Annotated in this window: 21 protein-coding genes; 12 read left to right on the plus strand and 9 right to left on the minus strand. The window is 37.7% G+C overall.

All coding sequences use genetic code 11. The features are described from left to right. The 3 genes from M030_RS0105360 to glgB are packed head-to-tail and all read right to left on the minus strand — an operon-like array spanning position 1 to position 3916. Complete coding sequence (locus M030_RS0105360) at positions 1–558, minus strand: hypothetical protein (RefSeq protein ID WP_155860236.1); 558 nt, start codon at positions 556–558, stop codon at positions 1–3. A gap of 1 nt (position 559) precedes the next feature. Then, positions 560–1966 (minus strand): glycogen synthase, encoded by a 1407-nt coding sequence (locus tag M030_RS0105365; RefSeq protein ID WP_027372552.1) that lies wholly within the window; start codon positions 1964–1966, stop codon positions 560–562. Between the two features lie 3 nt (positions 1967–1969). Beyond that, a complete protein-coding gene (gene glgB, locus M030_RS0105370) occupies positions 1970–3916 on the minus strand; it encodes a 1,4-alpha-glucan branching protein GlgB (RefSeq protein ID WP_027372553.1) in 1947 nt (648 codons plus the stop codon). A 214-nt stretch (positions 3917–4130) separates the two neighbouring features. Here glgB and M030_RS0105375 point away from each other — a divergent pair, with 214 nt between their 5' ends. From M030_RS0105375 to M030_RS0105415, 9 genes are all read left to right on the plus strand, one after another. Continuing rightward, a complete protein-coding gene (locus M030_RS0105375; RefSeq protein ID WP_027372554.1) occupies positions 4131–5252 on the plus strand; it encodes an alpha/beta hydrolase in 1122 nt (373 codons plus the stop codon). Positions 5253–5295: 43 nt separating this feature from the next. Then, entirely contained in the window at positions 5296–6711 is a 1416-nt protein-coding gene (locus M030_RS0105380; protein ID WP_027372555.1) for a leucyl aminopeptidase family protein, read from the plus strand. 142 nt (positions 6712–6853) lie between these two features. Next, complete coding sequence (locus M030_RS0105385; protein ID WP_027372556.1) at positions 6854–8068, plus strand: acetyl-CoA carboxylase biotin carboxylase subunit family protein; 1215 nt, start codon at positions 6854–6856, stop codon at positions 8066–8068. Positions 8069–8097: 29 nt separating this feature from the next. Continuing rightward, the gene (locus M030_RS0105390) at positions 8098–8811 is read left to right on the plus strand and encodes an alpha/beta hydrolase-fold protein (protein WP_027372557.1); all 714 of its coding nucleotides are present in this window, start codon (positions 8098–8100) and stop codon (positions 8809–8811) included. A gap of 49 nt (positions 8812–8860) precedes the next feature. After that, a complete protein-coding gene (locus M030_RS0105395; protein WP_027372558.1) occupies positions 8861–9814 on the plus strand; it encodes a RimK family alpha-L-glutamate ligase in 954 nt (317 codons plus the stop codon). A 34-nt stretch (positions 9815–9848) separates the two neighbouring features. Then, entirely contained in the window at positions 9849–10970 is a 1122-nt protein-coding gene (locus M030_RS0105400) for a carboxylate-amine ligase (RefSeq protein WP_027372559.1), read from the plus strand. A 33-nt stretch (positions 10971–11003) separates the two neighbouring features. Beyond that, entirely contained in the window at positions 11004–11837 is an 834-nt protein-coding gene (locus M030_RS0105405; protein ID WP_027372560.1) for a type 1 glutamine amidotransferase, read from the plus strand. A 173-nt stretch (positions 11838–12010) separates the two neighbouring features. Then, positions 12011–13195 (plus strand): hypothetical protein, encoded by a 1185-nt coding sequence (locus M030_RS0105410; protein WP_027372561.1) that lies wholly within the window; start codon positions 12011–12013, stop codon positions 13193–13195. Between the two features lie 54 nt (positions 13196–13249). Then, a complete protein-coding gene (locus tag M030_RS0105415) occupies positions 13250–13708 on the plus strand; it encodes a hypothetical protein (protein ID WP_034722109.1) in 459 nt (152 codons plus the stop codon). Positions 13709–13747: 39 nt separating this feature from the next. Here the strand turns inward: M030_RS0105415 and cphA are convergent, their stop codons facing one another. After that, positions 13748–16378 (minus strand): cyanophycin synthetase, encoded by a 2631-nt coding sequence (gene cphA / locus M030_RS0105420; protein WP_027372563.1) that lies wholly within the window; start codon positions 16376–16378, stop codon positions 13748–13750. A gap of 198 nt (positions 16379–16576) precedes the next feature. Here cphA and M030_RS0105425 point away from each other — a divergent pair, with 198 nt between their 5' ends. From M030_RS0105425 to M030_RS0105435, 3 genes are all read left to right on the plus strand, one after another. Next, on the plus strand, positions 16577–17467 hold the full coding sequence (locus tag M030_RS0105425) for a cyanophycinase (RefSeq protein ID WP_027372564.1): 891 nt from the start codon (positions 16577–16579) through the stop codon (positions 17465–17467). 171 nt (positions 17468–17638) lie between these two features. Continuing rightward, positions 17639–18481 (plus strand): isoaspartyl peptidase/L-asparaginase, encoded by an 843-nt coding sequence (locus tag M030_RS0105430; protein WP_027372565.1) that lies wholly within the window; start codon positions 17639–17641, stop codon positions 18479–18481. A gap of 98 nt (positions 18482–18579) precedes the next feature. Further along, the gene (locus M030_RS0105435) at positions 18580–18816 is read left to right on the plus strand and encodes a YtxH domain-containing protein (protein ID WP_027372566.1); all 237 of its coding nucleotides are present in this window, start codon (positions 18580–18582) and stop codon (positions 18814–18816) included. An 86-nt stretch (positions 18817–18902) separates the two neighbouring features. Here the strand turns inward: M030_RS0105435 and M030_RS0105440 are convergent, their stop codons facing one another. The 5 genes from M030_RS0105440 to hisS all read right to left on the minus strand — a co-directional run bounded on the left by M030_RS0105440 (position 18903) and on the right by hisS (position 23718). Continuing rightward, a complete protein-coding gene (locus tag M030_RS0105440; protein WP_027372567.1) occupies positions 18903–19694 on the minus strand; it encodes a class I SAM-dependent methyltransferase in 792 nt (263 codons plus the stop codon). Positions 19695–19732: 38 nt separating this feature from the next. After that, on the minus strand, positions 19733–20377 hold the full coding sequence (locus M030_RS0105445; RefSeq protein WP_027372568.1) for a GNAT family N-acetyltransferase: 645 nt from the start codon (positions 20375–20377) through the stop codon (positions 19733–19735). Between the two features lie 19 nt (positions 20378–20396). Further along, positions 20397–21224 carry a PH domain-containing protein gene (locus M030_RS0105450; protein WP_081735595.1) on the minus strand — a complete coding sequence of 276 codons (828 nt, stop codon included), beginning with the start codon at positions 21222–21224 and terminating at the stop codon, positions 20397–20399. A gap of 2 nt (positions 21225–21226) precedes the next feature. Beyond that, on the minus strand, positions 21227–22096 hold the full coding sequence (locus tag M030_RS0105455) for an SHOCT domain-containing protein (protein ID WP_081806293.1): 870 nt from the start codon (positions 22094–22096) through the stop codon (positions 21227–21229). Between the two features lie 272 nt (positions 22097–22368). Next, positions 22369–23718, minus strand: coding sequence for a histidine--tRNA ligase (gene hisS, locus M030_RS0105460; RefSeq protein WP_027372571.1), 1350 nt, complete (start codon positions 23716–23718; stop codon positions 22369–22371). Positions 23719–23783: the final 65 nt, after the last annotated feature.

Here is a 23783-nt window from a genome sequence, read left to right on the forward strand (position 1 = left end):
TTATTTTATTAAATATACAGTTTTATTTTTGGTGTTTACGTGAAAAGTACAGCAATTTATTTTTTCATTTTTTTCATCAGAGCCATAGATTTTCACTTGATAGACTCCGGATTCCTTCAATGGCCATACTTCTTTATCTACGCCGTCAATTTCTATATGGTGTTTTTCAATTTCTGCCCTGAAAGTTTTATTGGTAATCAGAATATCCATAATGTCAGCTTGTGCAATTCCTGCATCAATTATGTCTTTCTCATATTTTATCTTCCAGTCTTCACCGTACTTCTTCTCTATTTTCGCGTAGGTTTTTCTATTTTTATCTTCTATTTTTCGTTCTGTTTTTCCATCGATAGCGCAGCCTGCCGCTTCCTCATATTTTATTTTCCATTTTTCAGAAATACTCTCTGCAAGTATCAGGCGTTCTGTATTTGGATATCCATAATACAAAATGGTAAAGTAAGAGCCATCTCCGGGAATATTATTTTCCTCAGTCAATTCCTTTGTTGTTGTACAAGAAATCATACTTAACATAAGGACTAAAAGAAGAATCTCGCGTATCATATTAACTATTGTATAAAGCCATGTATTTTTCAGCAGATTTTTCCCAGGCAAAATCAAAGCTCATATTGGCTTGAATCAGGTCTTCCATCACTCCTTTCTGGTGATAGATTGCCAAAGCTCTGTTCATTGCATGTACAATATCATCTACTCCGGGATAGGAAAAATTCAGACCCGCACCGCCGGTTGAAATATCTTCTACCGTGTCTCTCAGGCCTCCCGTATATCTTACTACAGGTACAGTACCATATCTCATGGAGTACATCTGATTCAGCCCGCAAGGCTCTACTCTCGAAGGCATCAAAAGAAAGTCTGCTGAGGCATAGATTTTATGGGAAAGATGTTCTTTATAGCCTAGATCTACTGCAAAATTGCTGTAGATATAATCATATTCTTTCAGTTTATTCTCAATATACGTATTACCTGACCCGAGGATCATAATATTTAAAGCGCCATAGCTTTGTTTGATACTTCTCCAGACAACATCGGGCAACAGGTCTGCTCCTTTTTCTTTCGCAAATCTTCCGATAAAAGCAAATAAAGGAAGTTCAGGTTTCAGCCCATATTCTTTACAAAGCTTTTCCTTATTTTTTTTCTTTTGGAGAACGGCATTTTTACTGTTAAAATTAAAATCCAGCATCGGATCTGTTTCAGGATTCCATACTTCAGTATCTATACCATTAATAATTCCATAGGCTTTTCCGAATTCCTGACGCACCAGACTTTCCAAACCACGGAAACTTACAAAAAGCTCTTCCAAATATCCCTCTGATACTGTGGTAAAGGCATCAGCACATTTAATCATACTTGCCAAAGGATTGATCAATCCGTTCCAATCCAGCAGTCCCCATTTGTAATGATCAAATGAAGGCAAATAATTTGCCATATTCCAGCTCATCATTCCCTGATATTCTCCATTATGGATTGTTCCGATGGTTTTTACTCCTTTCAGGAATTCAAATTCAGGGCAATTTCCGACCATGAAAGGCACCAATCCGGTATGGTAATCATGGCAGTGTAAAACATCAGGACGAATTTTCATGGCCGTCAGCCAATGCAATACTCCATGTTGAAAGGCAATGAACTGGAAGCTTTCATCCTGATAGCCGTAGGGATTATCCCTGTCCAGTAATCCCGGAATTTTCACCATATATAATTCAAATCCCAAGACATTTGTTTTTTCTTTCATGACCTGAACCTGCAGCATATTGGGTCCCTGATGAATAAACCCGTCAAAAACCACTTCAAATTCATGATCATAGACAAACGGTTTATTATACCAGGGCATTACTACCTTGGCCACTATGTTTTTTATCTTATTCTGATATTTCGGCAATGCCCCAACAACGTCTGCAAGGCCTCCTACTTTTGCTACGGGATAACATTCTGTACTTAAATGATAGATAACCATGCTTTATCTTCTATGTTTAATTCTGTGTAATTTATATTTTTTGTCTTTATGCTTTCTTAAAATAATTCCAGCGAGCGGAGGTAATTGTATGGTCATCGTTTTCCGGTGACCACGCCATTCTTCATATTTTTCTTCAAGGATTTCTGGCATTACCCCACTACCACTGTAGTGTTCAGCATCAGAGTTGAAAATAACCTTCCAGTGTGTCCCCTGTGAAATACCTATTTTATAATCCAATACCTTTGGAGCCAGATTCAGAATGATCATCAGTTGGTCATCGCGTCTTTTTCCCTTCCTTACATATACATAGACTGAATTTTCAAGATCATCGGCTTCCACCCATTCAAATCCGTGTTTATCAAATTGGTTTTCATAAAAGGCCGGTTCTGTGGTATACAAGCGATTCAGCTCCTTTACCAGATCCTGCAATCCTTTATGTACAGGATATTGCAGCAAATGCCAGTCTAAACTCTTCGTAAAATTCCATTCACCCGTTTGTCCGAATTCATCTCCCATGAATAGAAGTTTCGCTCCGGGATGGGTATACATATATACGTACAAGGTACGAAGATTGGCAAACTTCTGCCATTCATCACCTTTCATTTTATAAATTAAGCTTGCTTTTCCGTGTACGACTTCGTCATGGGACAAAGGCATTATGTAATTTTCATTATACATATACATAGAAGCAAATGTAAGTTTATGATGATGGAATTTCCTATTGCCAAAATCTTCTTTAAAATAATCCAGGGTGTCGTGCATCCATCCCATCATCCATTTCATGCCAAAACCGACTCCACCATCGTGAACCGGTTTTGTGAGTAAAGGAAAATCTGAACTTTCTTCAGCAATGGTTATAATATTGTTTCCAAATTCTTTGTATACTGCCGTATTGAATTCCTGTAGAAAAGCTTTGGCTTCCAGATTTACATTGTCTCCATATATATTGGGTTCCCATTCTCCTTCATTTCTTGAATAATCGAGATGAAGCATAGAGGTGACGGCATCTACCCGTAAACCATCTGCATGATAACGGTCCAGCCAAAACATCGCATTGGAAATCAGAAAAGATTTCACTTCATTCTTACCATAATTGAAAATATGTGATTTCCAGTCAGGGTGAAATCCTCTTTTAGGATCTTCGTGCTCATATAAATGTGAACCGTCAAAGCGATACAATCCGTTAGCATCACCCGGAAAATGGGAAGGTACCCAATCCAGGATTACTCCAATATGGTTTTGATGAAGTTCCTCAATTAAAAACATTAAATCCTGAGGGGATCCAAAACGGGAGGTTGCTGCAAAAAAACCTGTAATCTGGTATCCCCAGCTCGGCTCATAGGGATACTCCATAACGGGCATCAATTCCACGTGGGTAAACCCCATTTCTTTCACATAGGGCACAAGTCTGCCTGCGATGTCCCGGTAATTCAGAAAACGTTCAGGATTATCTTCATCTCTTATCCAGGAACCAAGATGCAGTTCGTACACAGATATCGGTGCTTCAAGATTATTTTTCTTCCAGCGGTTCTCCATCCATTCCTGGTCATTCCATTCATACCAGGTCGTCGAAACCAGTGAAGCTGCCTGAATGTTCTGTTCCCAGCTCACCGCATAAGGGTCACTTTTTTCCAGGATCTCACCTCCTATCGTTTCAATGGCATATTTGTACAAAGTTCCCCACGTGAGGCCTTCAATAAACCCTTCCCAGATTCCTGATTCATCCCATCTGGGAAACAGAATATGGTCTTTATGATTCCAGTTATTAAAATTACCAATAACAGAAACCTTCTTTGCATTGGGTGCCCAAACAGAAAAATAAACTCCCTTTTTTCCTTCTTTTTCCGCAGAATGAACTCCAAATTTGTCATACAGCTTATAATGTCTTCCTTCTTTAAAAAGATAAACATCTTCATCGGTGAAAAGCGTATAGGTTTTAACAGAATTCATCAAGATCGGATTGTATTAATATTTTCCCTGAAACTACGAAAAATACTAACAATAGCAGTTAATTATTCATCAAATAATTATCAAGTTAGTTTTCTTCTTCTTCCTGGGTCTATCAAATATATCAATTTTTAAAATCATTTTTTTATGATCTTAAAGCAATCTTTTTTATAAATTTAGCCATCTAATATTATTAAATACACATTAAACACTCAGGATGAAGTTCGAACTCTATACAGAAGAAAAGGATGAAAGACCGGTTTGGATCACCGGAAATTTCAACAAATGGGACCCGAAAGATGACAATTACCGGCTTACACAAATCGATTCCAGCAATTATTCCATAGAAATTGATGACTCCCTACTTCCTGACGATATTGAATATAAATTCACCAAAGGAGGTTGGGAAAATGTGGAACTCGACCGATATGGAAATATTACGCCAAACCGGAAAGTAAAAAAAGTGATCGGGAAAGTTTCGGACACGGTAGACCAATGGCGATTGAACTGGGGCCCTTTTAAAGAAGAGTTTTCCCCTATTGCAGAAGTGATTTCGGAAGAATTTTATATTCCTCAACTCGACCGGTATCGTAAAGTCTGGGCTTTGTTACCTCATGACTATTATATTTCTAATGAAGCGTATCCTGTTTTATATCTTCAGGATGCCCAAAACCTGTTTAATGAAGGAAGTGATTTCGGTAATTGGGAAATTGATAAAAAATTATCCATACTTTCAGAGTATGGTCGCGGTGATGTGATTATTATTGCTATTGAACATGGCAGCCAGAACAGGATTAAGGAATATATTTTTGATAATGACAATGTAGCCAGTGGCTCAGAGGGAAAAAAGTATATCCGGTTCATTACCGATACGTTAAAACCGTTTGTAGATGAGCATTACCGGACTAAAAAAGACCGTGAAAATACAGGAATCGGAGGAAGTTCATTGGGTGCTCTCATCAGTATTTACAGTGGTTTTCTTTATCCGGAAGTGTATTCAAAACTATTGATCTTCTCCCCTTCCCTTTGGGTGGAACCTAATAATAACTTCCCGATGATGAATTTCAGGGTTCCCTATAAAACAAAAATTTATTTATACGGCGGTGGCCAAGAAGGATCTAAAATGGTAAAAAGGATCCGTATTTTTGAAGACTATCTGAAAAAGTGGGAAAAAAAGAACCTGTTTGATTTTGAGTTCAGAACCAGCATTAATCCTGAAGGGACGCATAGTGAGTTTTACTGGTCTCAGGAATTTCCGAGAGCGATAGAATGGCTGTTCTATAATAATACTGAAAATCCGGTTGAAGTAAAACCACAACAACAAAGCATTAAAAACTAAGGTCCCTAATTATCCGTGACCTTAAAAAGAATAAAATCTATTTATGAAGTTAATCAACAAAAAAAATAAAAATTACACTCAGGTTTTTCATGTATTCACTGAGGAAGAATGGACAAAATCTAATAAAAATTTCAATAAAAATATAGCTACTTTTTTTACGGGGAAAAAACATGAGGTCTTCATTAATGCCCATGAAGAAGGAATCACTTATTTTATAGGCTTAGGGAAATCTGCTTTACAAAACTTCGAAATTCAGCAGGTAGCGGTGAAGTTTTCTCAAATACAGAAAGAAAAATTTCAGGCTGCTCCTACTTTACTTTTGGCAGATTTCATGAATGAAAAGCAGTTTGAAGAATTTGTGAAAGGGCTTCTGATTGGCACTTATAATTATCCTTTTGAGAAAAATCATCCCTTCTGGAATACAAAATTTGAGCTTCATTTTGAAAATTTAAGTCAGAAGAAGTTAGATTATATCGGCCAGAAAGCAGAAGCTTTAAGCAATGGCCAGATTACCTGCCAGGAATGGCTGAATAAACCTGCTAATCTTAAAAAGCCGGACGTTTTTAGTTTATATTTAAAAAATATGGCCAAAAAATATGAATTAAAATATACTGTTTTTAACAGAAAAAAATGTGAAGAACTAGGGCTGGGCGCCTACCTCGCTGTAAATCAAGGAAGTGCCTATGATGCAGCATTCACTATTTTGGAATATAAAACAACGGTTAAAAATGCGAAGACTTTCGGTCTGGTCGGAAAGTGTGTCCTTTTTGATACAGGTGGTATTTCATTGAAAAACCCGGCAAACTTACATTATATGAAATCTGATATGGGCGGTGCCACGGCAGTTCTTGGAACATTGATCTATGCTGCAGAAATGAAACTTCCGGTTAATATTGTTGCCGTTCTGCCCATTACAGATAATGCTATTTCTGAGAAAGCTTTACTTCCAAGTGATGTTATCACGGCATACAATGGAAAAACAATCGAAGTTCTGGATACTGATGCAGAAGGAAGACTCATCCTTGCGGATGGACTTTCTTATCTTTCCAAAAACTATAAAACAGACTTTCTCATCGATCTGGCTACTTTAACGGGAAGCTCGGTAAGAATGTTTGGAGACACCTGCGGAGCTCTGTTTTCTAATAACGATGAATTAAAAAACATGTTCATAAAAACCGGAGATCAGACTAACCAAAGGCTATGGAATCTGCCTTTATGGGATATCTGGAAAAACGACATTCGGTCTGATGTCGCAGATTTGAAAAACCTTTCTATGAAACCTGTGGGAGACTGTATTATTGCGGCTAAATTTCTAGAGCAATTCATTGAAAATCATCCTAAATGGGCACATCTTGATATTGCCGGAGTGGCATTTGGAAGTGTAGGATATGCTAAAGAAAAAGCAGCAACCGGTTATGGAGTTCAATTACTCTCTGATTTAATTGAAAATTATCATTAAAAATTAGTTTATTACAAAAATTCTCTGTATACTTGATTAGCGATTTTTAAAAAAATACATCATATTCCCCTATTTGATATTAATCAAACAATAAAGATTTGCTTTTATTTTTGAAAAATCACTAAATCTTAAAAAACATTATATGGAGGAGAAAACTATTGTATGCATTTCTTGCTATTACAAGGGCTATGATTTCATGGATGAAATGAAAAAGCTTGGTAATAAAATAATCCTGGTAACATCGGAAAATCTTAAAGAAAAAAACTGGCCGTGGCATGCTATTGACGAGGTCTTTTATATGCCCGAACTCAAGCCTTCCGTTTGGAATCTGGATCATCTGATTCAGGGATTTTCACACTTAATGAAAACCAGGAAAGTTGATGCGGTAGTTGCCCTTGATGATTATGATGTGGAAAAGGCTGCCCTGATCAGGGAAACGTTTCGTATTCCGGGAATGGGGCAGACGACCCACCGATATTTCAGAGATAAACTGGCGATGAGACAAAAGGCTAAAGACTCGGGAATCAATGTACCTGAGTTTACAGCAGTTTTCAATGATGATGCCGTTAATGATTTTGCCGATAAAGTTTCTCCTCCATGGGTATTGAAGCCCCGATCAGAAGCTTCAGCATCCGGTATTAAGAAAATCACTTCCAGAGAACAACTTCATGAGGCATTGGATACTCTTGGAGAAGAGCGTCACCTGTTTTTATTAGAAAGTTTTAAACCCGGTGATGTATATCATGTAGACAGCCTTACCTTTAATAAAGAAATTGTTTTTACTTCTGCCTCCAAATATCTGGCCCCGCCCATGCAGGTTTCTCATGAGGGAGGTGTATTCAGGTCAAAAACATTAGGAAGATATTCTGAAGAATTTAAGGCTCTGGAAGACAGTAACGCTAAAGTGCTTTCCAATTTTGGGCTCCTTAACGGTGCCACTCACACCGAGTTTATCCGGGGAAGAGAAGATGGAAAATGGTACTTCCTGGAAACATCTTCAAGAGTTGGAGGCGCCCATATTCCTGATCTTGTGGAAGCATCCAGCAATACCAATATCTGGAGAGAATGGGCAAAGATTGAAGACGCCCTTTTGAGGGGTACACCATATGCCGTTTCCCCACCTACCGGATATTATGCAGGGTTAATTGTTGCTTTGATCAAAGATAAAGAACCAGACTACAGCAGTTTTGAATGCGAAGAAGTTGTAAAATTTCTCCCGATAGATTATCATGTAGGTATTGTGTATAAATCTGCTGATGCCTCTGTGATTCAGGATAAATTAGATAGTGCCGCTCAGAAGATCCATGCTGAAATGCTCAATATCCTGCCTCCGAAAAGTAACAAATTAAGCAGTTAACACATAACGATTAAAGAAAAAGTGAATCAATGCCGCATATAGAACATACAGATTATTATTCTAATATTTTGGGTATAAGCCTTAAAGTAGAAGTAACCGGACATTACGGTCATCCCGTTATTATGTTTCCGACTTCTCAGGGGCAATATACCCAGAACCATGACTTTGACCTTAACGGAAGTATCAATTGGTTTGTAGAACAGGGAAAAGTAAAGCTATACAATATCGAAACCATCGATAGCCGGAGCTTTTACGACAATACTATATCGCCTCAGCAGAGAATAAGAAATTACGAAAGATATGTTCAGTTTTTGATTAAAGAGTTTGTCCCATATATTCAAAAACTTCATAAAACCCATCGTGTGGCCGTTGCAGGAGCAAGCTTTGGAGGATATCATGCTGCCAACTTTGCTTTCAGGTTTCCGGATGTGGTTTCTCATTTATTTTGTCTTTCGGGTGCTTTCAGCATAAGAAGTTTTATGGATGGATTTTCAGACGACCTTGTTTATTTTAACTGTCCGAGAGAATTTATAAGAAATGATGAATCCTGGAAATATAAACATATGCACATCGTACTGAGCACTTCCGACCAGGATATCTGTAAAGAAAAGAATGTGGAAATGGCTGAAATTTTAAGAGCAAAAGGTATTGATTTCTGGTATGATGAAAGAAAGTGGATCGGCCACGACTGGCCCCTGTGGAGAATGGTATTTCCAACATTTATAGGAGCTTATTTCTCTTAAATATTACCTGTTATAAAAAATATATACACCAATTAAAAAACAAAAAATTATGACAAAAAAAGTAGGAATTCTTTTTGGTATGGAGGATACGTTTCCCTGGGCATTTATTGATAAAGTAAATGAGTTGGGTGGCGGAGATATTGTAGCTGAGCCGGTACATATCGACAAACTGGAACAAGGTGCAGATTATGGGTATGCCGTCATTATCGACAGAATTTCTCAGGATGTTCCTTTTTACAGAGCCTATCTGAAAAATGCAGCACTGAATGGCACCTATGTGATTAATAATCCGTTCTGGTGGAGTGCTGATGAAAAATTTTTCAATAACGCCCTGATGTCTAAACTGGGAATTCCTTTGCCTAAAACCGTTTTGCTTCCCTCTCATGAAAGACCATCCAATACTTCAGAGACATCATTCAGAAATCTTAAATTTCCACACGACTGGGAGTATATTTTTAATTATGTAGGATTCCCGGCTTATATGAAACCCCATGATGGAGGCGGATGGAGAAATGTTTACCGTGTAGACAATCCTGATGATCTCTGGAATAAACTGGGCGAAACGGAGCAATTGGTGATGATGGTTCAGGAAGAGATTATCTTTGATGATTATTACAGAGTATATTGTCTGGGAAGAAAATATGTTCACATCATGCCTTACGAACCTCGTAATGCACCTCATCTGAGATATGCAACTACCCATAAAACCGAGGGTGAAGAACTGAAAAAATTGCTAAAGACCATTCATGATTATACCATAAAAATGAATGAAGCTTTAGGATATGATTTTAATACGGTAGAATTTGCCGTTAGAGATGGTATTCCCTATGCAATCGACTTCTGTAATCCGGCTCCGGATGCAGATAAAAACTCTGTAGGAGAAGAAAATTTCGCATGGATTATAGAGCACGCTGCCAAACTGGCCATTGAAAAAGCAAAAGAATACATTCCGGGAAAACCCAATATTGCCTGGGGAACCTTTGTGAAAGATTCAATAAAGTAGAGATTCAATAAAAAAATAAAAAAACACAAGAAAAATGCATCATCAGTTTACTATTGGAATCGAAGAGGAGTATCAGATCATTGATGTTGAAAGCAGGGATCTTATTTCTCACGTTTCAAAAATCATTGAGGGCGGAAAATCGGTTTTAAGTGAAAATTTAAAACACGAAATGCATGAATCCATGATTGAAATGGAAACAGGCATCTGTCAGAATATTCAGGAAGCAAGAGCTGAATTAACCGGTTTAAGACGCCACTTAATCAATACTGCCCATGAACAGGGATTAAGGGTATCCGGAGGCGGAACACATCCCTTTTCACACTGGTCTGACAATACTATTACACAAGGAGAACGATATATTAAAATTGTGGATGACATGGGAGACGTTGCCCGTGAGAACCTTATTTTCGGGCTTCATGTTCATATTGGGATCCCGAACCGTGAAGAAGGGGTAAGAATCCAGAATGTCATGCGGTATTTTTTGCCTCACGTCTATGCTCTTTCCACCAATTCGCCCTTTTGGATCGGCAGATATACGGGGTTTAAATCGTACAGACAGGAGATTTTTGTGAAATTCCCAAGAACCGGTATTCCCAGTTTTTTTAATTCCCTGGCTGAATTTGACAGTTATGTGGATCTTCTTATAAAAACGGGTACCATTGATAATGCCAAGAAAATATGGTGGGACCTTCGTGTACATCCGTTCTACCCTACAATTGAATTCAGGATTTGTGATATGCCGCTAAGAATTGACGAAACCGTTTGTCTGGCTGCCATTATGCAAAGTCTGGTTGCCAAGATTTATAAGCTCCATCAGCAAAACCTTAGTTTCAGAAGCTACAGGAGATTACTGTTGAATGAGAACAAATGGCGTGCTTCCAAAAGTGGTATAGAAGCTCACCTTATCGATTTTGGTAAAGAAGAATCAGTGCCGTACCCTCATTTGTTAAAAGAGCTTTTAGAATTCATCGATGATGTAGTAGATGAACTTGGATGCAGAAATGAAGTGGAATATGCCTGGAAAATTCTTGAACACGGAACCGGAGCAGACCGGCAGCTTCAGATCTTCAAGGAAACCGGTGATCTCACAAAAGTCGTAGATTATATGATCTCTGAGACCGAATATGGTATTACACACGGTGAACCTGCTTCATAATATTTTTGATACCTTTACAAAAAATATGATGTAATGAAAGATATTCGAATTGCTCTGCTGGATATGAACAATAATCATGTCAATCAGGGCTTTAGAAATATTAAAGAAATTTCTGAAACGTTTCAGCAGAACTCAGAAGAAAATGTGATCATCAAGACATTTGATGTAAGATTTAAAGATGAAATGCCGGAAATCGGAGATTTTGATATTTTTATTTCCTCAGGCGGCCCGGGCACTCCACACAGAGAAGGTTTTGAGTGGGAAAACAGGTTTGCCGGTTTTTTAAATACCCTCTTTGAACACAATACTTACCATGAAGATAAAAAGTATCTTTTCCTGATCTGCCACTCCTTTCAGCTGGCAAGCATCCATTGGAAGTTGGGCAATATTTGTAAAAGAAAATCCTATTCTTTCGGAGTAATGCCGGTTCATAAAACCGCAGAAGGTAAAGAAGAATTTTTATTTAAGAATCTTCAGGACCCTTTCTATGCTGTAGATTCCAGAGCTTATCAGTTTATTGAACCTGATATAGATCGTTTTGAGGAATTGGGTATGAAAATTATGGCCATTGAAAAGTTCCGTCCTCACATTAATCTGGAAAGAGCTGTAATGGCTGTTCGTTTTTCGGATGAGATATTTGGAACACAGTTTCACCCGGAAGCAAGTCCTGAGGCATTAATTGAGAACCTTAAGGATGATAAAAACAGAGAAGCCATGATCGAAAATTTCGGAATGGAAAAATATCTTGAAACGATGGACAGAATAGATGATGAAGATAAAATCATTCTTACCAGAAATCAGATCCTTCCGAGATTCCTTCAGTGGGCAAAAAAAAACATTTTGAAAGGTGCTGAATCCTGGGCTTAAAAAGGCAGGAAGCTATCGCAGTGATAAATTTCTGGTCAACTTTTGATTTAATGAGGTATTAGTAAAACTGATTTTATCTAAAAGTTCCGGTTTCAAAAGCTCCCTTCTTCCGGATTTATAACTATATCAATCGGGTATCCACGCTCGATTTTTTACCATTACAAAAGAAAAATATGATCCCAAAATACAGAAAACAGTTCAATCAGGAATTTTCTCAGGAGAAATATCAGGAGCTTAAATATACTTTGGCACAAAAAAGCGGTGTAGAACCCGGTTTCAGGGTTTCAGAAAGTCCCATTTTTCTTACCAAAGAATTTGAAAGAAAACTTTTGGATGCCAGCGAAAGCATTATCAGCCGGATCAAAGAACTTCCGCAGGAAACCCTTCAAAAAGCTGTCCCAGACAATTGTAAAGTTCCTAATGATACCGATAAACCTCATTTTTTTACGATAGACTTTGGTGTTTGTAAGAGTAAAAACGGAGAAATAGAACCCCAGCTTATTGAATTACAGGCTTTTCCTTCGCTATATGCTTTTCAGAAAACTTTTGAAAACACATTTTGCGAAGTCTATCCGTTTCTTTCCGGGATCCGTAATCCTATGCCACAGGAAACATTTAAAAATTATCTGAAAGAACTGATCGTTGGAGATGAGAATCCGGAACATGTGATCCTTCTTGAAATTTTCCCCGAAAAACAGAAAACAGCCATTGATTTTGCTTTAACGGAACAACTGCTTGGAATCAAAACTATCTGCCTGACAAAAATAAAGAAAGAAGGCAGAAAACTGTATTATGAGGACAATGACAAAAGGATAGAAATTAAAAGGATTTACAACCGTGTGATTTTTGATGAGCTCGACAGGATCCCCGATTTAAAAACCGAATTTGATTTCCGTGAAGAAGTGGATGTCAAATGGATTACCCATCCCAACTGGTTTTTTAAAATTTCTAAATTCCTTCTTCCTCTGTTGGATCATCAGTTTGTTCCAAAAAGCTATTTTCTTAATGAATTCCCGGAAACCGAGAAGCTGGAAAATTTTGTATTAAAGCCCTTATTTTCATTTGCCGGAAGTGGTGTGAATCTGGAACCTACAAAAGAAATTACCGATGCCATTCAGGATAAAGAAAATTACATTCTTCAAAGAAAAGTAAACTATGAGCCCATTTTTGAAGATATTCACGGTGATTTTTCAAAAGCAGAGATCCGTTTGTTGTATATTTGGCGGGAAAATGATGAGCGCCCCGTTCTATTGGAAAACCTTGGCAGAATGACAAAGGCCGCTATGGTAAATGTAGATTTTAATAAGAAAGATGCGATCTGGATTGGAAGTTCGAATGCATTTTTTGGAGAAGAATAACTGCAAAAGGAGCTTTCAACATAAAATTTATAACCTAAAAAAAACTAAATATACATGGAAGTGCCATCAAATTTTGAAGAGTTTGATAAAAAAAATAATTTTGCCCGAAGAAGAAGCTTACTTCCATGGTGGATCAAAATTTTCATATGGTTCTTTATCTTTGGAGGAGTTATTGCTGTTCTGATATTGGGTTTTGGATACTTTCTTAATGATACAAATTTGTCGATCTACGGCTTAGAAACTACTCAACCTTACAGCATAACCGGTTTCATTATACTTTTTCTACTAATTTTTAAAGGAATTGTCGCCTATGGGCTTTGGTTTGAAGAAAGATGGGCACCAAAAGCCGCTATTGCCGATGCGGTCTTAGGAATTATCATCTGCGGAATTGCCATGTTTATTTTACCTTTTGTAGCAGATTCAAAACATTTCACCATCAGATTCGAGCTGGTTCTGCTGATTCCTTATCTGACAAAAATCCAGAAAGTTCAAAAAACCTGGGAAAACATATAACAACAAAAAAACCTTCGGAATTCCGAAGGTTTTTATTTCTTACAAATTTTTATCATCTTCCAGCAGTTCCCGAGCCTGGTATTCCTGTACAAGATCGATGGCATTGGAAATTACATCACTTAAAGCGGTAATGAAAGTTCCTTCTTCAGCCATTCCTATGGCATGTTTTAAAGCTTCAATCTCTTTGGGAATGATCTCGTAGCTCACATCTTTTCCTGAAGACTGCATACCTTCAATAATCAATCCGTTGATTTCTTCTTCGGTTCTGCCGCGAAGATGTTTTTCGTTGCGGATAATGATGTGGTCGAACATGCGCCCGGCAATCCGTCCGCATTCTCTGATATCATTATCTCTTCTGTCTCCCACACCGGAAATGATACCAATTTTCTTTGAAGATTCTACATTTTTCAGGTAATCTTCAATAGCCTCATAGCCTGAAGGGTTGTGAGCGAAGTCAATCAGTACTTTAAAGTTTTTAAATTTAAATACATTCAGTCTTCCGGGAGTGAGCTGAGCACTTGGAATAAATGTTCTCAAAGAATTGGAAATATCTTCAATGCCAAATCCGTGAAGGTAACTTGCCAAACTGGCCGCCAGCACGTTTTCTATCATAAATCTCGCCTTCCCTTCCATCGTAATCGGGAAATCTTTAGCTTTTCCGATCCTGATTTTCCAGTCTCCTTTTTTAATGGTCACGAAACCTTCTTCGAAGACACAGGTTATTTTTCCTTCTTTAGCAAATTTTACAATGTGAGGATTATTTTCATCCATACTGAAAATGGCAACATTACAATCAAGATCATTCACAATCTTCATGGAATATTCGTTATCAGCATTTAAAACACTCCAGCCATTTTTCTTTACACTGTCCAGTACAACGCGCTTCACTTTTGTAAGATCTTTGAGGCTGTGAATATCATTCATTCCCAGGTGATCTTCTTCAATATTGGTCAGAACCCCGATATCACATTGTGAAAAACCCAATCCGGAACGTAAAATCCCTCCTCTTGCCGTTTCCAAAACAGCAAATTCTACAGTGGGATCTTTAAGGATGAACTCAGCAGAAAGAGGCCCTGTAGTGTCTCCTTTAGACAGCATTGTATTTTGAATATAAATTCCGTCAGAAGTCGTAAAACCTACTCTGTAGCCGTTGCTTTTCACGATATGGGAGATCAGTCTTGTCGTTGTTGTTTTTCCGTTGGTTCCTGTAACGGCAATAATCGGGATGGTAAAGGGCCTTCCTTGCGGATAGAGCATGTCTACTACAGGAGCAGCGACATTTCTTGGCAATCCTTCACTCGGGGCAAGGTGCATTCTGAATCCGGGTGCCGCATTCACTTCTATAATGGCACCTCCGCTTTCTTTTAAGGGCTGGGTCAGGTTTTCAGCCATAATATCGATACCGCAAACATCTAAACCGATGATTTTAGAAATCCTTTCCGCCATCGTAATGTTTTCGGGATGTACCATATCCGTAACGTCTATCGAGGTTCCTCCTGTCGACAGATTGGCTGTTGATTTCAGGTAAACCACCTCTCCTCTTTGAGGAACGGTATCAAGAGTATATTGAAGTTTATCAAGAAGCTCAAGAGTATCTTTGTCTACTTCAATCTCAGTAAGTACATTTTCATGACCATATCCTCGTCGTGGATCTTTATTTTCTTTATCGATAAGTTGTTGAATATTGAGTTCTCCGTCACCAACAATATGGGCAGGAACTCGTCTAGAGGCAGCCACCATCTTATTATCGATGACCAGAACTCTGAAGTCATAGCCGGTAATATATTTTTCTACGATTACTTTTCTGGAATATTTCTGGGCATGTTCCAGCCCTGTCTTTGCCGCTTCCCAGTCATTGACATTAATGGAAGAGCCTTTTCCGTGATTTCCGTCTAAAGGTTTCAACACGATAGGATAACCGATTTTTCTGATTACGCTCTCTAGTCCCTCTTCATCCACTACCATATCACCAATGGGAACAGGAATAGCTGCATCATGCAACATTTTCTTCGTCAATTCTTTATTACATGCGATATCAACTGCAATAGAACTTGTTTTCCCTGTAATCGTAGCCTGAAAGCGTTGTTGATTGACTCCATAGCCCAATTGCACCAATGAATTGGTTCCCAATCTTATCCATGGAATTTTCCTGGAAGCAGCTTCTTCTACTATGCTTCCTGTAGAAGGACCGAGACGAACGCGTTCCCTGATCTCTTTTAACCGATGAATACATGCACTCAGGTCATAATCTGTTCCTTCAATTAAAGCTTCTGCAATTTTTACAGCTTCTTCCGCAGCATATATTCCCGCATTTTCTTCTATATAATTAAATACGACATTATATACACCCGGAGTTTTGGTTTCTCGGGTTCTTCCAAAGCCTACATCCATACCGGCAAGCGTCTGGATCTCCAAAGCTATATGCTCAATAACATGCCCCATCCAGGTTCCCGTTTCCACTCTATGGAAAAAACCACCCTCTACACCTTCCGAGCATCTGTGAGTGATCAGTGACGGTATTAATTTTTCTATCCTTTCTCTGAATCCTTCGATTTTATTAGTGGGATAATTCTCCATTTCCTCAAGGTCTAACCTCATCTGTATCAGTTTCTTTCTTCTGATACTCCAGATATTAGGACCACGTAGTGCCTGAATCTTTTCGATTTTCATAGTCTATTGGCATTTTAACAGTTAATAATAACTCCTTTTATAGTCAAAGATAATGTAAAACCCTAAACGAAACCATACCACATTTAAAGAATTATTAAAAAAAAATTAATTTTAATTAACATTTCTAAATCATTAAAAATCAAGTAAAGATGGCATGAATTTCGCCAAATAATGTTAATTATTTTTTAATTTTGTACCATGACGAAACCTGTTGGAAAATTAATAGTTATTGGGGGTGCTGTAAACAAAGGAAGTTTTGCAGAAACCGATTATGATCAGAATATTGAAAAGAACCTTAATTTTTTTGAAAGAGGCATCTTACGAAAGATCATCAATGAATCAAAACATAAGGAAGATTCTGTAATTGAGATTGTAACTACCGCTTCCCAGATTCCGCAGATTGTAGGCTCCGAATATAAAAAAGCATTTGAATTTTTGGGCGCTAAAAATGTGAACGTCCTAGATATCCACAACCGTGAGGAGGCCAATTCTGACGCTATGGTTGCAAGAGCAAATGCTGCTGATGTAATGATGCTTACCGGAGGTGATCAATTGAGACTGACCTCTATTCTTGGAGGAACCCGTTTTCATGATACCATTTTACTGAAATATCAGGAACAGGATTTCATTTATTCCGGAACATCGGCAGGTGCTGCGGCAGCTTCCGAAAATATGATTTATCAGGGAAGCAGCTCTGAAGCTTTATTAAAAGGAGAAATTAAAACGACACAAGGACTGGGCCTGATCGATAATGTTATCATTGATACTCACTTTGTACAAAGAGGGAGAATCGGACGCCTTTTCCAGGCTGTAGTGAATAACCCGAGAACGCTGGGTATCGGGCTTGGTGAAGACACCGGACTGTTTATTCATAATGACGTGATGACCGCAGTAGGTTCCGGACTTGTTATCCTGGTAGACGGAAGGTTTATTAAAGATACCAACCTTACCAACATCAATCTTGGAGAGCCTATTTCTATTGACAACCTGACGGTTCATGTAATGTCTATGAATGATCATTATGATCTTACAACAAAAACACTTACGATAGAAAACTCACAATTTAATCCGATTCCACAGGATAAGTAGTTCGGGGATGTGAGATTTTATAAATAATAAGAATTTAATTTTCGAAAGGCAATACACCCGAAATCCCGGAACACAAGACACGTATTGATCCAGGATATTAATAAAATCCTTATCTTTTCTTCTTATTAATAAACGTGCATGAAGCCACGGAACACGAAACCCATACCTATTATGAAAATCATCATCCACGGCGGTTTTTTTTCGGAAAGTGACCAAAGCCATGAAGTAAAGACTGCAAAACAAAACTCTTTAAAAGAAATTGCCCAAAAAGCTTTTGAGTATCTTCAAACACATTCTGCATTTGAGACGGTAGCCTATGCTGTATCTCTTCTTGAAGATGATCCGCTCTATAATGCCGGAATAGGCTCGCAGATTCAAAGTGACGGAGTGATTCGGATGAGTGCTGCAATCATGAATGGAGAAACACAGAAATTAAGCGGAGTAATCAATATACAGGATGTGAAAAACCCTGTTTTCGTTGCAAAAAATCTCATTGGTGAAGACGACAGGGTTCTCGGAGGAGAAGGAGCAAAACGCTATGCATCAGAACATGGTTTTGAAAATTTCTCAACGGAAATCCCGCAAAGAAGGTCTGAATATGAAGCTAAACTGAATAATGGCGGAAAAGGAACTGTAGGTTGCGTAGCAATCGATAAAGATGGAAAATTAGCCGTTGCGACTTCTACAGGAGGAAAAGGCTTTGAAATTCCGGGAAGGATTTCCGATTCGGCTACTGTGGCCGGAAATTATGCCAATGCTTTTTGTGCAGTAAGCTGTACGGGTGTGGGTGAAGATATCGTAAGCAATGCTACCGCTGCCAAAATTGTAACAAGGGTTACTGACGGGATGAGTCTGGAAACAGCGTTCAGCAAAACTTTTGACGAATTAAAAACCATCGATGGGTTTGCGGGTGCCATCGCTATTGATAAAGAAGGGAATGTATATCACAAAGATTCCTACCCGACCATGGTTTTCGCAAGTTTTGACGGAGAAATTTTTGAGGTATTTTCTTAAATTTAACATTTATTTATAATTAGACTTAATTTTTTGGCACGTATTTTACATAAGTATTAATAACAAACTTTAATATTAATATTTTAAAAATAGAAATCATGGGAAACAAGACAAAAGGCTTATTAGCTTTACTAGGATTAGGTGCAATAGCTTATTGGAAGTATAAAAATTCATCTCCTGAAGACCAACAGGCTGTAAAGGACAAAATCAATACAGCAAAAGACAATCTGAATAAATGGGGAAATGACATTAAGACTAAAGCTAACGATGTGGCTTCCCAGGTTCAAAATAAAGTAGACGAAGCTAAAACAAAAGCTGAAGACTCTTTAAGCTAAAGCAGACAGTAGTTTTTTTAACATTCATATATGGAAAAAGTCATCACAGTAATAGTGATGACTTTTTTACTTTAAAACACAAGATCTTATTTTTTCTGTGCAACAAAGGCGTATACCAATGGAATTTTGTTTCCAAACTGAGGGATTCTCCATTTTCCTTTTTCAAATTCTTCCACATGCCTGAAACACGGATAAGGTGACCAGTCATATTCCTGAAAAGTCTGCAAAGTCATTTCTTTTTTAATTACATTATCCAGCACCTCCGCCAAAGAATGATTCCACATTACATATTCCTGTACAATAGGCGCCGACTGATCAGCATACGTACCTTCATACGTTTCTACAATCGGCTTTTCATTAAAATAATTGTAGGCTACTTTTGTAAAATCATCATCAAACATCCATACTACAGGATGAAATTCTGCCATGATAAACTTACCTTCCGGCTTCAGAAAATGACGAATAACGCCGGCCCATTTTTCAAGATCAGGAAGCCACCCTATTGTACCATAGCTTGTATACACGATATCAAACTTTTGATGTAAAGTATTAGTCAGCTCATAGACATCCGAACATATAAATTCCGTATCTGTTCCGCATTTCCAGGCAAGTTCTCTTCCTGCTTCTATAGCTTTATCCGAAAGATCGATCCCGGTTACTTTGGCTCCCATTCTTGAAAGTGAAATAGAGTCTTGCCCAAAATGGCACTGCAGGTGCAGAATGCTTTTTCCTTTCACATCTCCCAGAAGCTCCAGCTCAATGGAATTAAGAGAAGTTCGTCCATTCAGAAATTCATCCACAAAATAGAAATCTGACTTCAGATGAGGTTCTACTTTAGCATTCCATGATTTTTTATTTATTTCTAGGTAATTTTCCATTGTTTTGTTTTTTATTATTCATTTTCATTTCCCACTGTTTAACATTCTTTATTTGGAATCACGATGGAAGAATGTAAGCAGTATACCTTCCATCCTAAGGTTTCGTACAGGAGTCTTCCCTCTTCAGTTGCTACTAAAAGATTATTAAAAAATCCTTTTGACAAAGCTATTTTTTCAAGTTCCTTTAATAAAAATGAGGCCAGACCTTTTCTTTGATGTTTTACTTCAGTGACAATCCTGTCGTAGACAGCAACATCATCTGTGAGGGAGACACGGCCTATGGAAGCCTGTTCACCATTTTCAGCTACAGCCTTCACCACATACGTTGAATTGTATTCGGAGAATTCCAGATGATATCCATTGGCCAGACTGATAGTCCCAAAATTCATCGGTTGAAAACAGGTCATCAGATATCCCTGAGGCTGCAGTTCCCATTTTTCAGGAATACGTTGTATCCATTCCTCCGGAGGTGTACTCACTTTGAGATACACCCACGGTTCGTCAATTGAACGGGTAAGTTGAAAAAAATCTTCATCAGGTTCAGGGAAAACATAACGCTCTTTTTGCTTTTCGTCGCCTACGAAAACGTAAAACCCGGATTTATATTGGACGGGAAAAGATACTTCTCTTGACAAACACCATCCTTTGATCCATTTTTCAACAATTTCAGCTTTATCCTTCATGATTCAATGTTAAAAGATTTTATTTTAATTGGTCCAGTAATTTTCTTTTTTGTTCTGTAAACTCTGTATCGGTTAGAATACCGTTTTCTCTCAATTTTCCTAATTGTTCCAATTGTTCAAAAATAACCATGGATGGAATTTCTGTTACAGGATTTTGCATATTTTGTTGAGGAATTTTAGGATTGTTATAAAGATTTTTTATTTGGTCATAGAATTTCTCTGCATCCTCTTTATCCATATAACACTCAAACTCAACGGTTCTTTCATCCAGATGCAGGCGAATAACGGGTGACCGTGGATCTGCCACAAAACTTACTGACTCTATGGTTTCATTGGGATAATCATTGATCTTTGCTGCTCCAAACATAGATTTGGAAACGGATAATATTCTCATCGGTGTCGCAATCAATAGTCCCGCGTCCAATGTATTCACAAACTGAGCATCGGTGATGGCAAGTATTTGTTCATCCTCAGCAATAAGGAAAGGAAGCTCTTTAATTTCTCCTTTTGTAAATACGGAAAGATTGGCATTTAAACTTTCAAGTTCATACTTAATTTTTCTTTTTCTCTGTTTATATATCTCCTTTGGAATATCATAGGTAATCTTAGGAGGAGCCGCCTCTGTTTTTTCTAAAGGATGAATTGGGTTTGCACTGACTTTTTTCAGCAAGTTTTTAATATCTTCAATACTGAAATTATGGAGATTGTACAGCAACTCCTGATTGATCGTACTTGCTTTATCCAGGCATTTATTACACAAAACGCCATTATCAGAAAGTTTATTCTCTCCTAACAAAGTATCCATGGGCGTTAATTCTGCGCCGCACAATGAACAATTATTACTCATTTTTACAATTTATCAAGAAGCTTTTTCTTTTGCTCTGCAAACTCCTGTTCAGTTAAAACTCCGATTTCCCTTAGCTTCCCAAGCTTTTCCAGTTGCTCAAAAACAGTAGCAGAATCTTCTTTATTGGTATTTGTGGTGTATACATTTTCCTGAACCAGCCCCGGAATATTGAATTGAAATGTGGGTAAGGATTCAGTGTGTGGATTCTGATATTTTTCCGGATATTGAATATTTCCGTTGACAACATTGGAGAATGTTCTACCGTCACTTTTATTATGAAGTTTAAATTCTGCTGAAGCTCCTTTAATATTGACTTTTAAAATAGAATACATCAGGCTTTCAATATGATCTACAGAGATAATTTCCCGAATAGGAAATTCATTCCGAACGATACCGCCAAGGATTTTTTTATCAATAAAAACAACACGCCAAGGTGTTGCGAAGACAATTCCTTCACGATTATTCTGAAGATATATACATTCGGCAATTGCCAGAAGATTTTCATTTTTATCCAATACGGTATCCAGCACATTTACTTCTTCATTGGCAAGTACGCTGAGTCTGGCATTTAAAGCTACAATCTGGTCTTTGATTTCGTCAAGTCTGCTGGGGGCATCATATTCATAAGAACTTCCACCTGAGTATGATGGTCCTGAAGTTTTTTGGCTGGCATCAATCTTACTTTTAAGAAACATTCCTGTGATCTCTGCAAAATAAAATTGATCTAAAGTATTGACAAGATCTCTATTGATGGTAATGGCTTTTGTGAAACATCCGGCACACAAGTAACCGCCATCTGCCAATTTGTTTTTTCCTACAAGCATATCTGTAGAGGTGAGTGGAGTCCCACATAGTGCACAAATAGTATCCATTTGGTTTTTATGTTTAAAAGTTTTTATTAAAACAAAGACTGATATTCACTTTGCCTTTTATTTATCGAACCAAATTACAAATTCTCCTCTAATTTTTCCAGCTTAAAGATTAAAATCTTGTCTTATTGAATATCCGTACTATTCGGATAAATAAAAAAGTGACAGCAAAAATCAAAAAAGATATTTGCTGCCACTTTGTGTAAATATTTAGTTTTTAAAAACCATTATATCCAAGACTTATAGAATAATCTTGAAAAACCATGGTTAATAAATTATCCCAGAAACTCCTCTACAGAAAGTGTTTTTTGTTCACCGGCTTCCAGATTTTTGAAAGTCACAGTATTATTTTTAATTTCTTCCTCTCCAAGGAAAACAAGATTTTTAATACCTTTCTTTTCAGCATAAGTAAACTGTTTATTCAGCTTCGCACTCTCCGGATACAATTCCGCAGAAACTCCCTTAGCTCTTAACTGCATAATAAGTTTTAAAGCATCTGTTGTTTCTTCACCTCCAAAGTTAGCAAATAAGTACTCTATTTTAGAGGTTGCTTCTTCAGGGAAAAGGTTTAGTTCCTCCATTACCAGATAAATTCTGTCGAGACCGAATGATATTCCGATTCCCGGTACGTTTTTAACTCCGAAAACTTCAGTAAGATTGTCATATCTGCCACCTCCACCGATAGATCCCATGGCAACTTCGTCGGCTTTCACTTCAAAAATAGCTCCGGTATAATATTCTAATCCTCTGGCCAGGGTAATGTTGAATACCAGATTTTGTGCATCAACACCAAGATTTAGAGATTGTGTAAGAACAAATTCAAGTTCTTCTACCCCCTGCAGGCCAATTTCATTGCCTGCAAATTTTTCTTTAAGCTGAAGAAGGTTTTCGAGTGCATCATCAGTCTGTTCAAATAAGAAATCTAGTTTATCAATAGATTCCTGGGCAATTTCTCTTTCCAGTAATTCTTTTACAACTCCTTCTTTTCCGATTTTATCAAGTTTGTCCAAGGCTACTGTAAAATCGATCAGCTTATCTGTAATCCCGGCATATTCTGCCAATCCGGAAAGTATTTTCCTATTGTTCATATGAATGGTCACAGGAACTTTCAAGTCTGAAAATGACTTTAAATATAATTGCACAAGATCTACCTCCTGAAATAAGCTTTCACTGCCTACCACATCTGCATCACATTGATAGAATTCTCTGAATCTTCCTTTCTGGGGCCTGTCTGCCCTCCAAACCGGCTGAATCTGGTAACGTTTGAAAGGAAATGTCAATTTACCATGATTCATTGCCACAAATCTTGCAAAAGGTACAGTAAGGTCATAACGAAGGGCTTTGTCAGAAATTTGTGAGGTTAATTTTTGATGATTTTTATGATCCCAATCCTCCTGGTTTACTTTTGAGGTGTACTCTCCGGAGTTTAGGATTTTAAAGATCAACCGATCACCTTCTTCTCCGTACTTTCCTGTCAAAGTAGAAAGATTTTCAAAGCTTGGGGTTTCCAATGGCTGGAATCCGAACAATTCAAAATTATTCTGTAAGATAGTAATGATATATTTTCTTCTTGATACTTCCTGTGCCGTAAAATCTCTCGTTCCTTTTGCTAAACTTGGCTTCATTTCTTGTATGTCATTTTGATAAATGCAAAAATAAGGAATTGCAAGGACTTTACACAGGTAAAAAG

This window comes from Chryseobacterium sp. UNC8MFCol (genome assembly GCF_000482305.1).
Lineage (GTDB): Bacteria > Bacteroidota > Bacteroidia > Flavobacteriales > Weeksellaceae > Chryseobacterium > Chryseobacterium indologenes.

Excerpts from the sequence above, each read along its gene's own strand:
- M030_RS0105410 (WP_027372561.1), top strand. The coding sequence starts at position 12,011 with ATGATCCCAAAATACAGAAAACAGTTCAATCAGGAATTTTCTCAGGAG.
- M030_RS0105450 (WP_081735595.1), bottom strand. The coding sequence starts at position 21,224 with ATGAGTAATAATTGTTCATTGTGCGGCGCAGAATTAACGCCCATGGAT.
- M030_RS0105425 (WP_027372564.1), top strand. The coding sequence starts at position 16,577 with ATGACGAAACCTGTTGGAAAATTAATAGTTATTGGGGGTGCTGTAAAC.
- M030_RS0105365 (WP_027372552.1), bottom strand. The coding sequence starts at position 1,966 with ATGGTTATCTATCATTTAAGTACAGAATGTTATCCCGTAGCAAAAGTA.
- M030_RS0105440 (WP_027372567.1), bottom strand. The coding sequence starts at position 19,694 with ATGGAAAATTACCTAGAAATAAATAAAAAATCATGGAATGCTAAAGTA.
- M030_RS0105380 (WP_027372555.1), top strand. The coding sequence starts at position 5,296 with ATGAAGTTAATCAACAAAAAAAATAAAAATTACACTCAGGTTTTTCAT.
- M030_RS0105405 (WP_027372560.1), top strand. The coding sequence starts at position 11,004 with ATGAAAGATATTCGAATTGCTCTGCTGGATATGAACAATAATCATGTC.
- M030_RS0105445 (WP_027372568.1), bottom strand. The coding sequence starts at position 20,377 with ATGAAGGATAAAGCTGAAATTGTTGAAAAATGGATCAAAGGATGGTGT.
- M030_RS0105385 (WP_027372556.1), top strand. The coding sequence starts at position 6,854 with ATGGAGGAGAAAACTATTGTATGCATTTCTTGCTATTACAAGGGCTAT.
- M030_RS0105375 (WP_027372554.1), top strand. The coding sequence starts at position 4,131 with ATGAAGTTCGAACTCTATACAGAAGAAAAGGATGAAAGACCGGTTTGG.
- M030_RS0105390 (WP_027372557.1), top strand. The coding sequence starts at position 8,098 with ATGCCGCATATAGAACATACAGATTATTATTCTAATATTTTGGGTATA.
- glgB (WP_027372553.1), bottom strand. The coding sequence starts at position 3,916 with ATGAATTCTGTTAAAACCTATACGCTTTTCACCGATGAAGATGTTTAT.
- M030_RS0105430 (WP_027372565.1), top strand. The coding sequence starts at position 17,639 with ATGAAAATCATCATCCACGGCGGTTTTTTTTCGGAAAGTGACCAAAGC.
- hisS (WP_027372571.1), bottom strand. The coding sequence starts at position 23,718 with ATGAAGCCAAGTTTAGCAAAAGGAACGAGAGATTTTACGGCACAGGAA.
- M030_RS0105395 (WP_027372558.1), top strand. The coding sequence starts at position 8,861 with ATGACAAAAAAAGTAGGAATTCTTTTTGGTATGGAGGATACGTTTCCC.
- M030_RS0105435 (WP_027372566.1), top strand. The coding sequence starts at position 18,580 with ATGGGAAACAAGACAAAAGGCTTATTAGCTTTACTAGGATTAGGTGCA.
- M030_RS0105415 (WP_034722109.1), top strand. The coding sequence starts at position 13,250 with ATGGAAGTGCCATCAAATTTTGAAGAGTTTGATAAAAAAAATAATTTT.
- M030_RS0105360 (WP_155860236.1), bottom strand. The coding sequence starts at position 558 with ATGATACGCGAGATTCTTCTTTTAGTCCTTATGTTAAGTATGATTTCT.
- M030_RS0105400 (WP_027372559.1), top strand. The coding sequence starts at position 9,849 with ATGCATCATCAGTTTACTATTGGAATCGAAGAGGAGTATCAGATCATT.
- cphA (WP_027372563.1), bottom strand. The coding sequence starts at position 16,378 with ATGAAAATCGAAAAGATTCAGGCACTACGTGGTCCTAATATCTGGAGT.
- M030_RS0105455 (WP_081806293.1), bottom strand. The coding sequence starts at position 22,096 with ATGGATACTATTTGTGCACTATGTGGGACTCCACTCACCTCTACAGAT.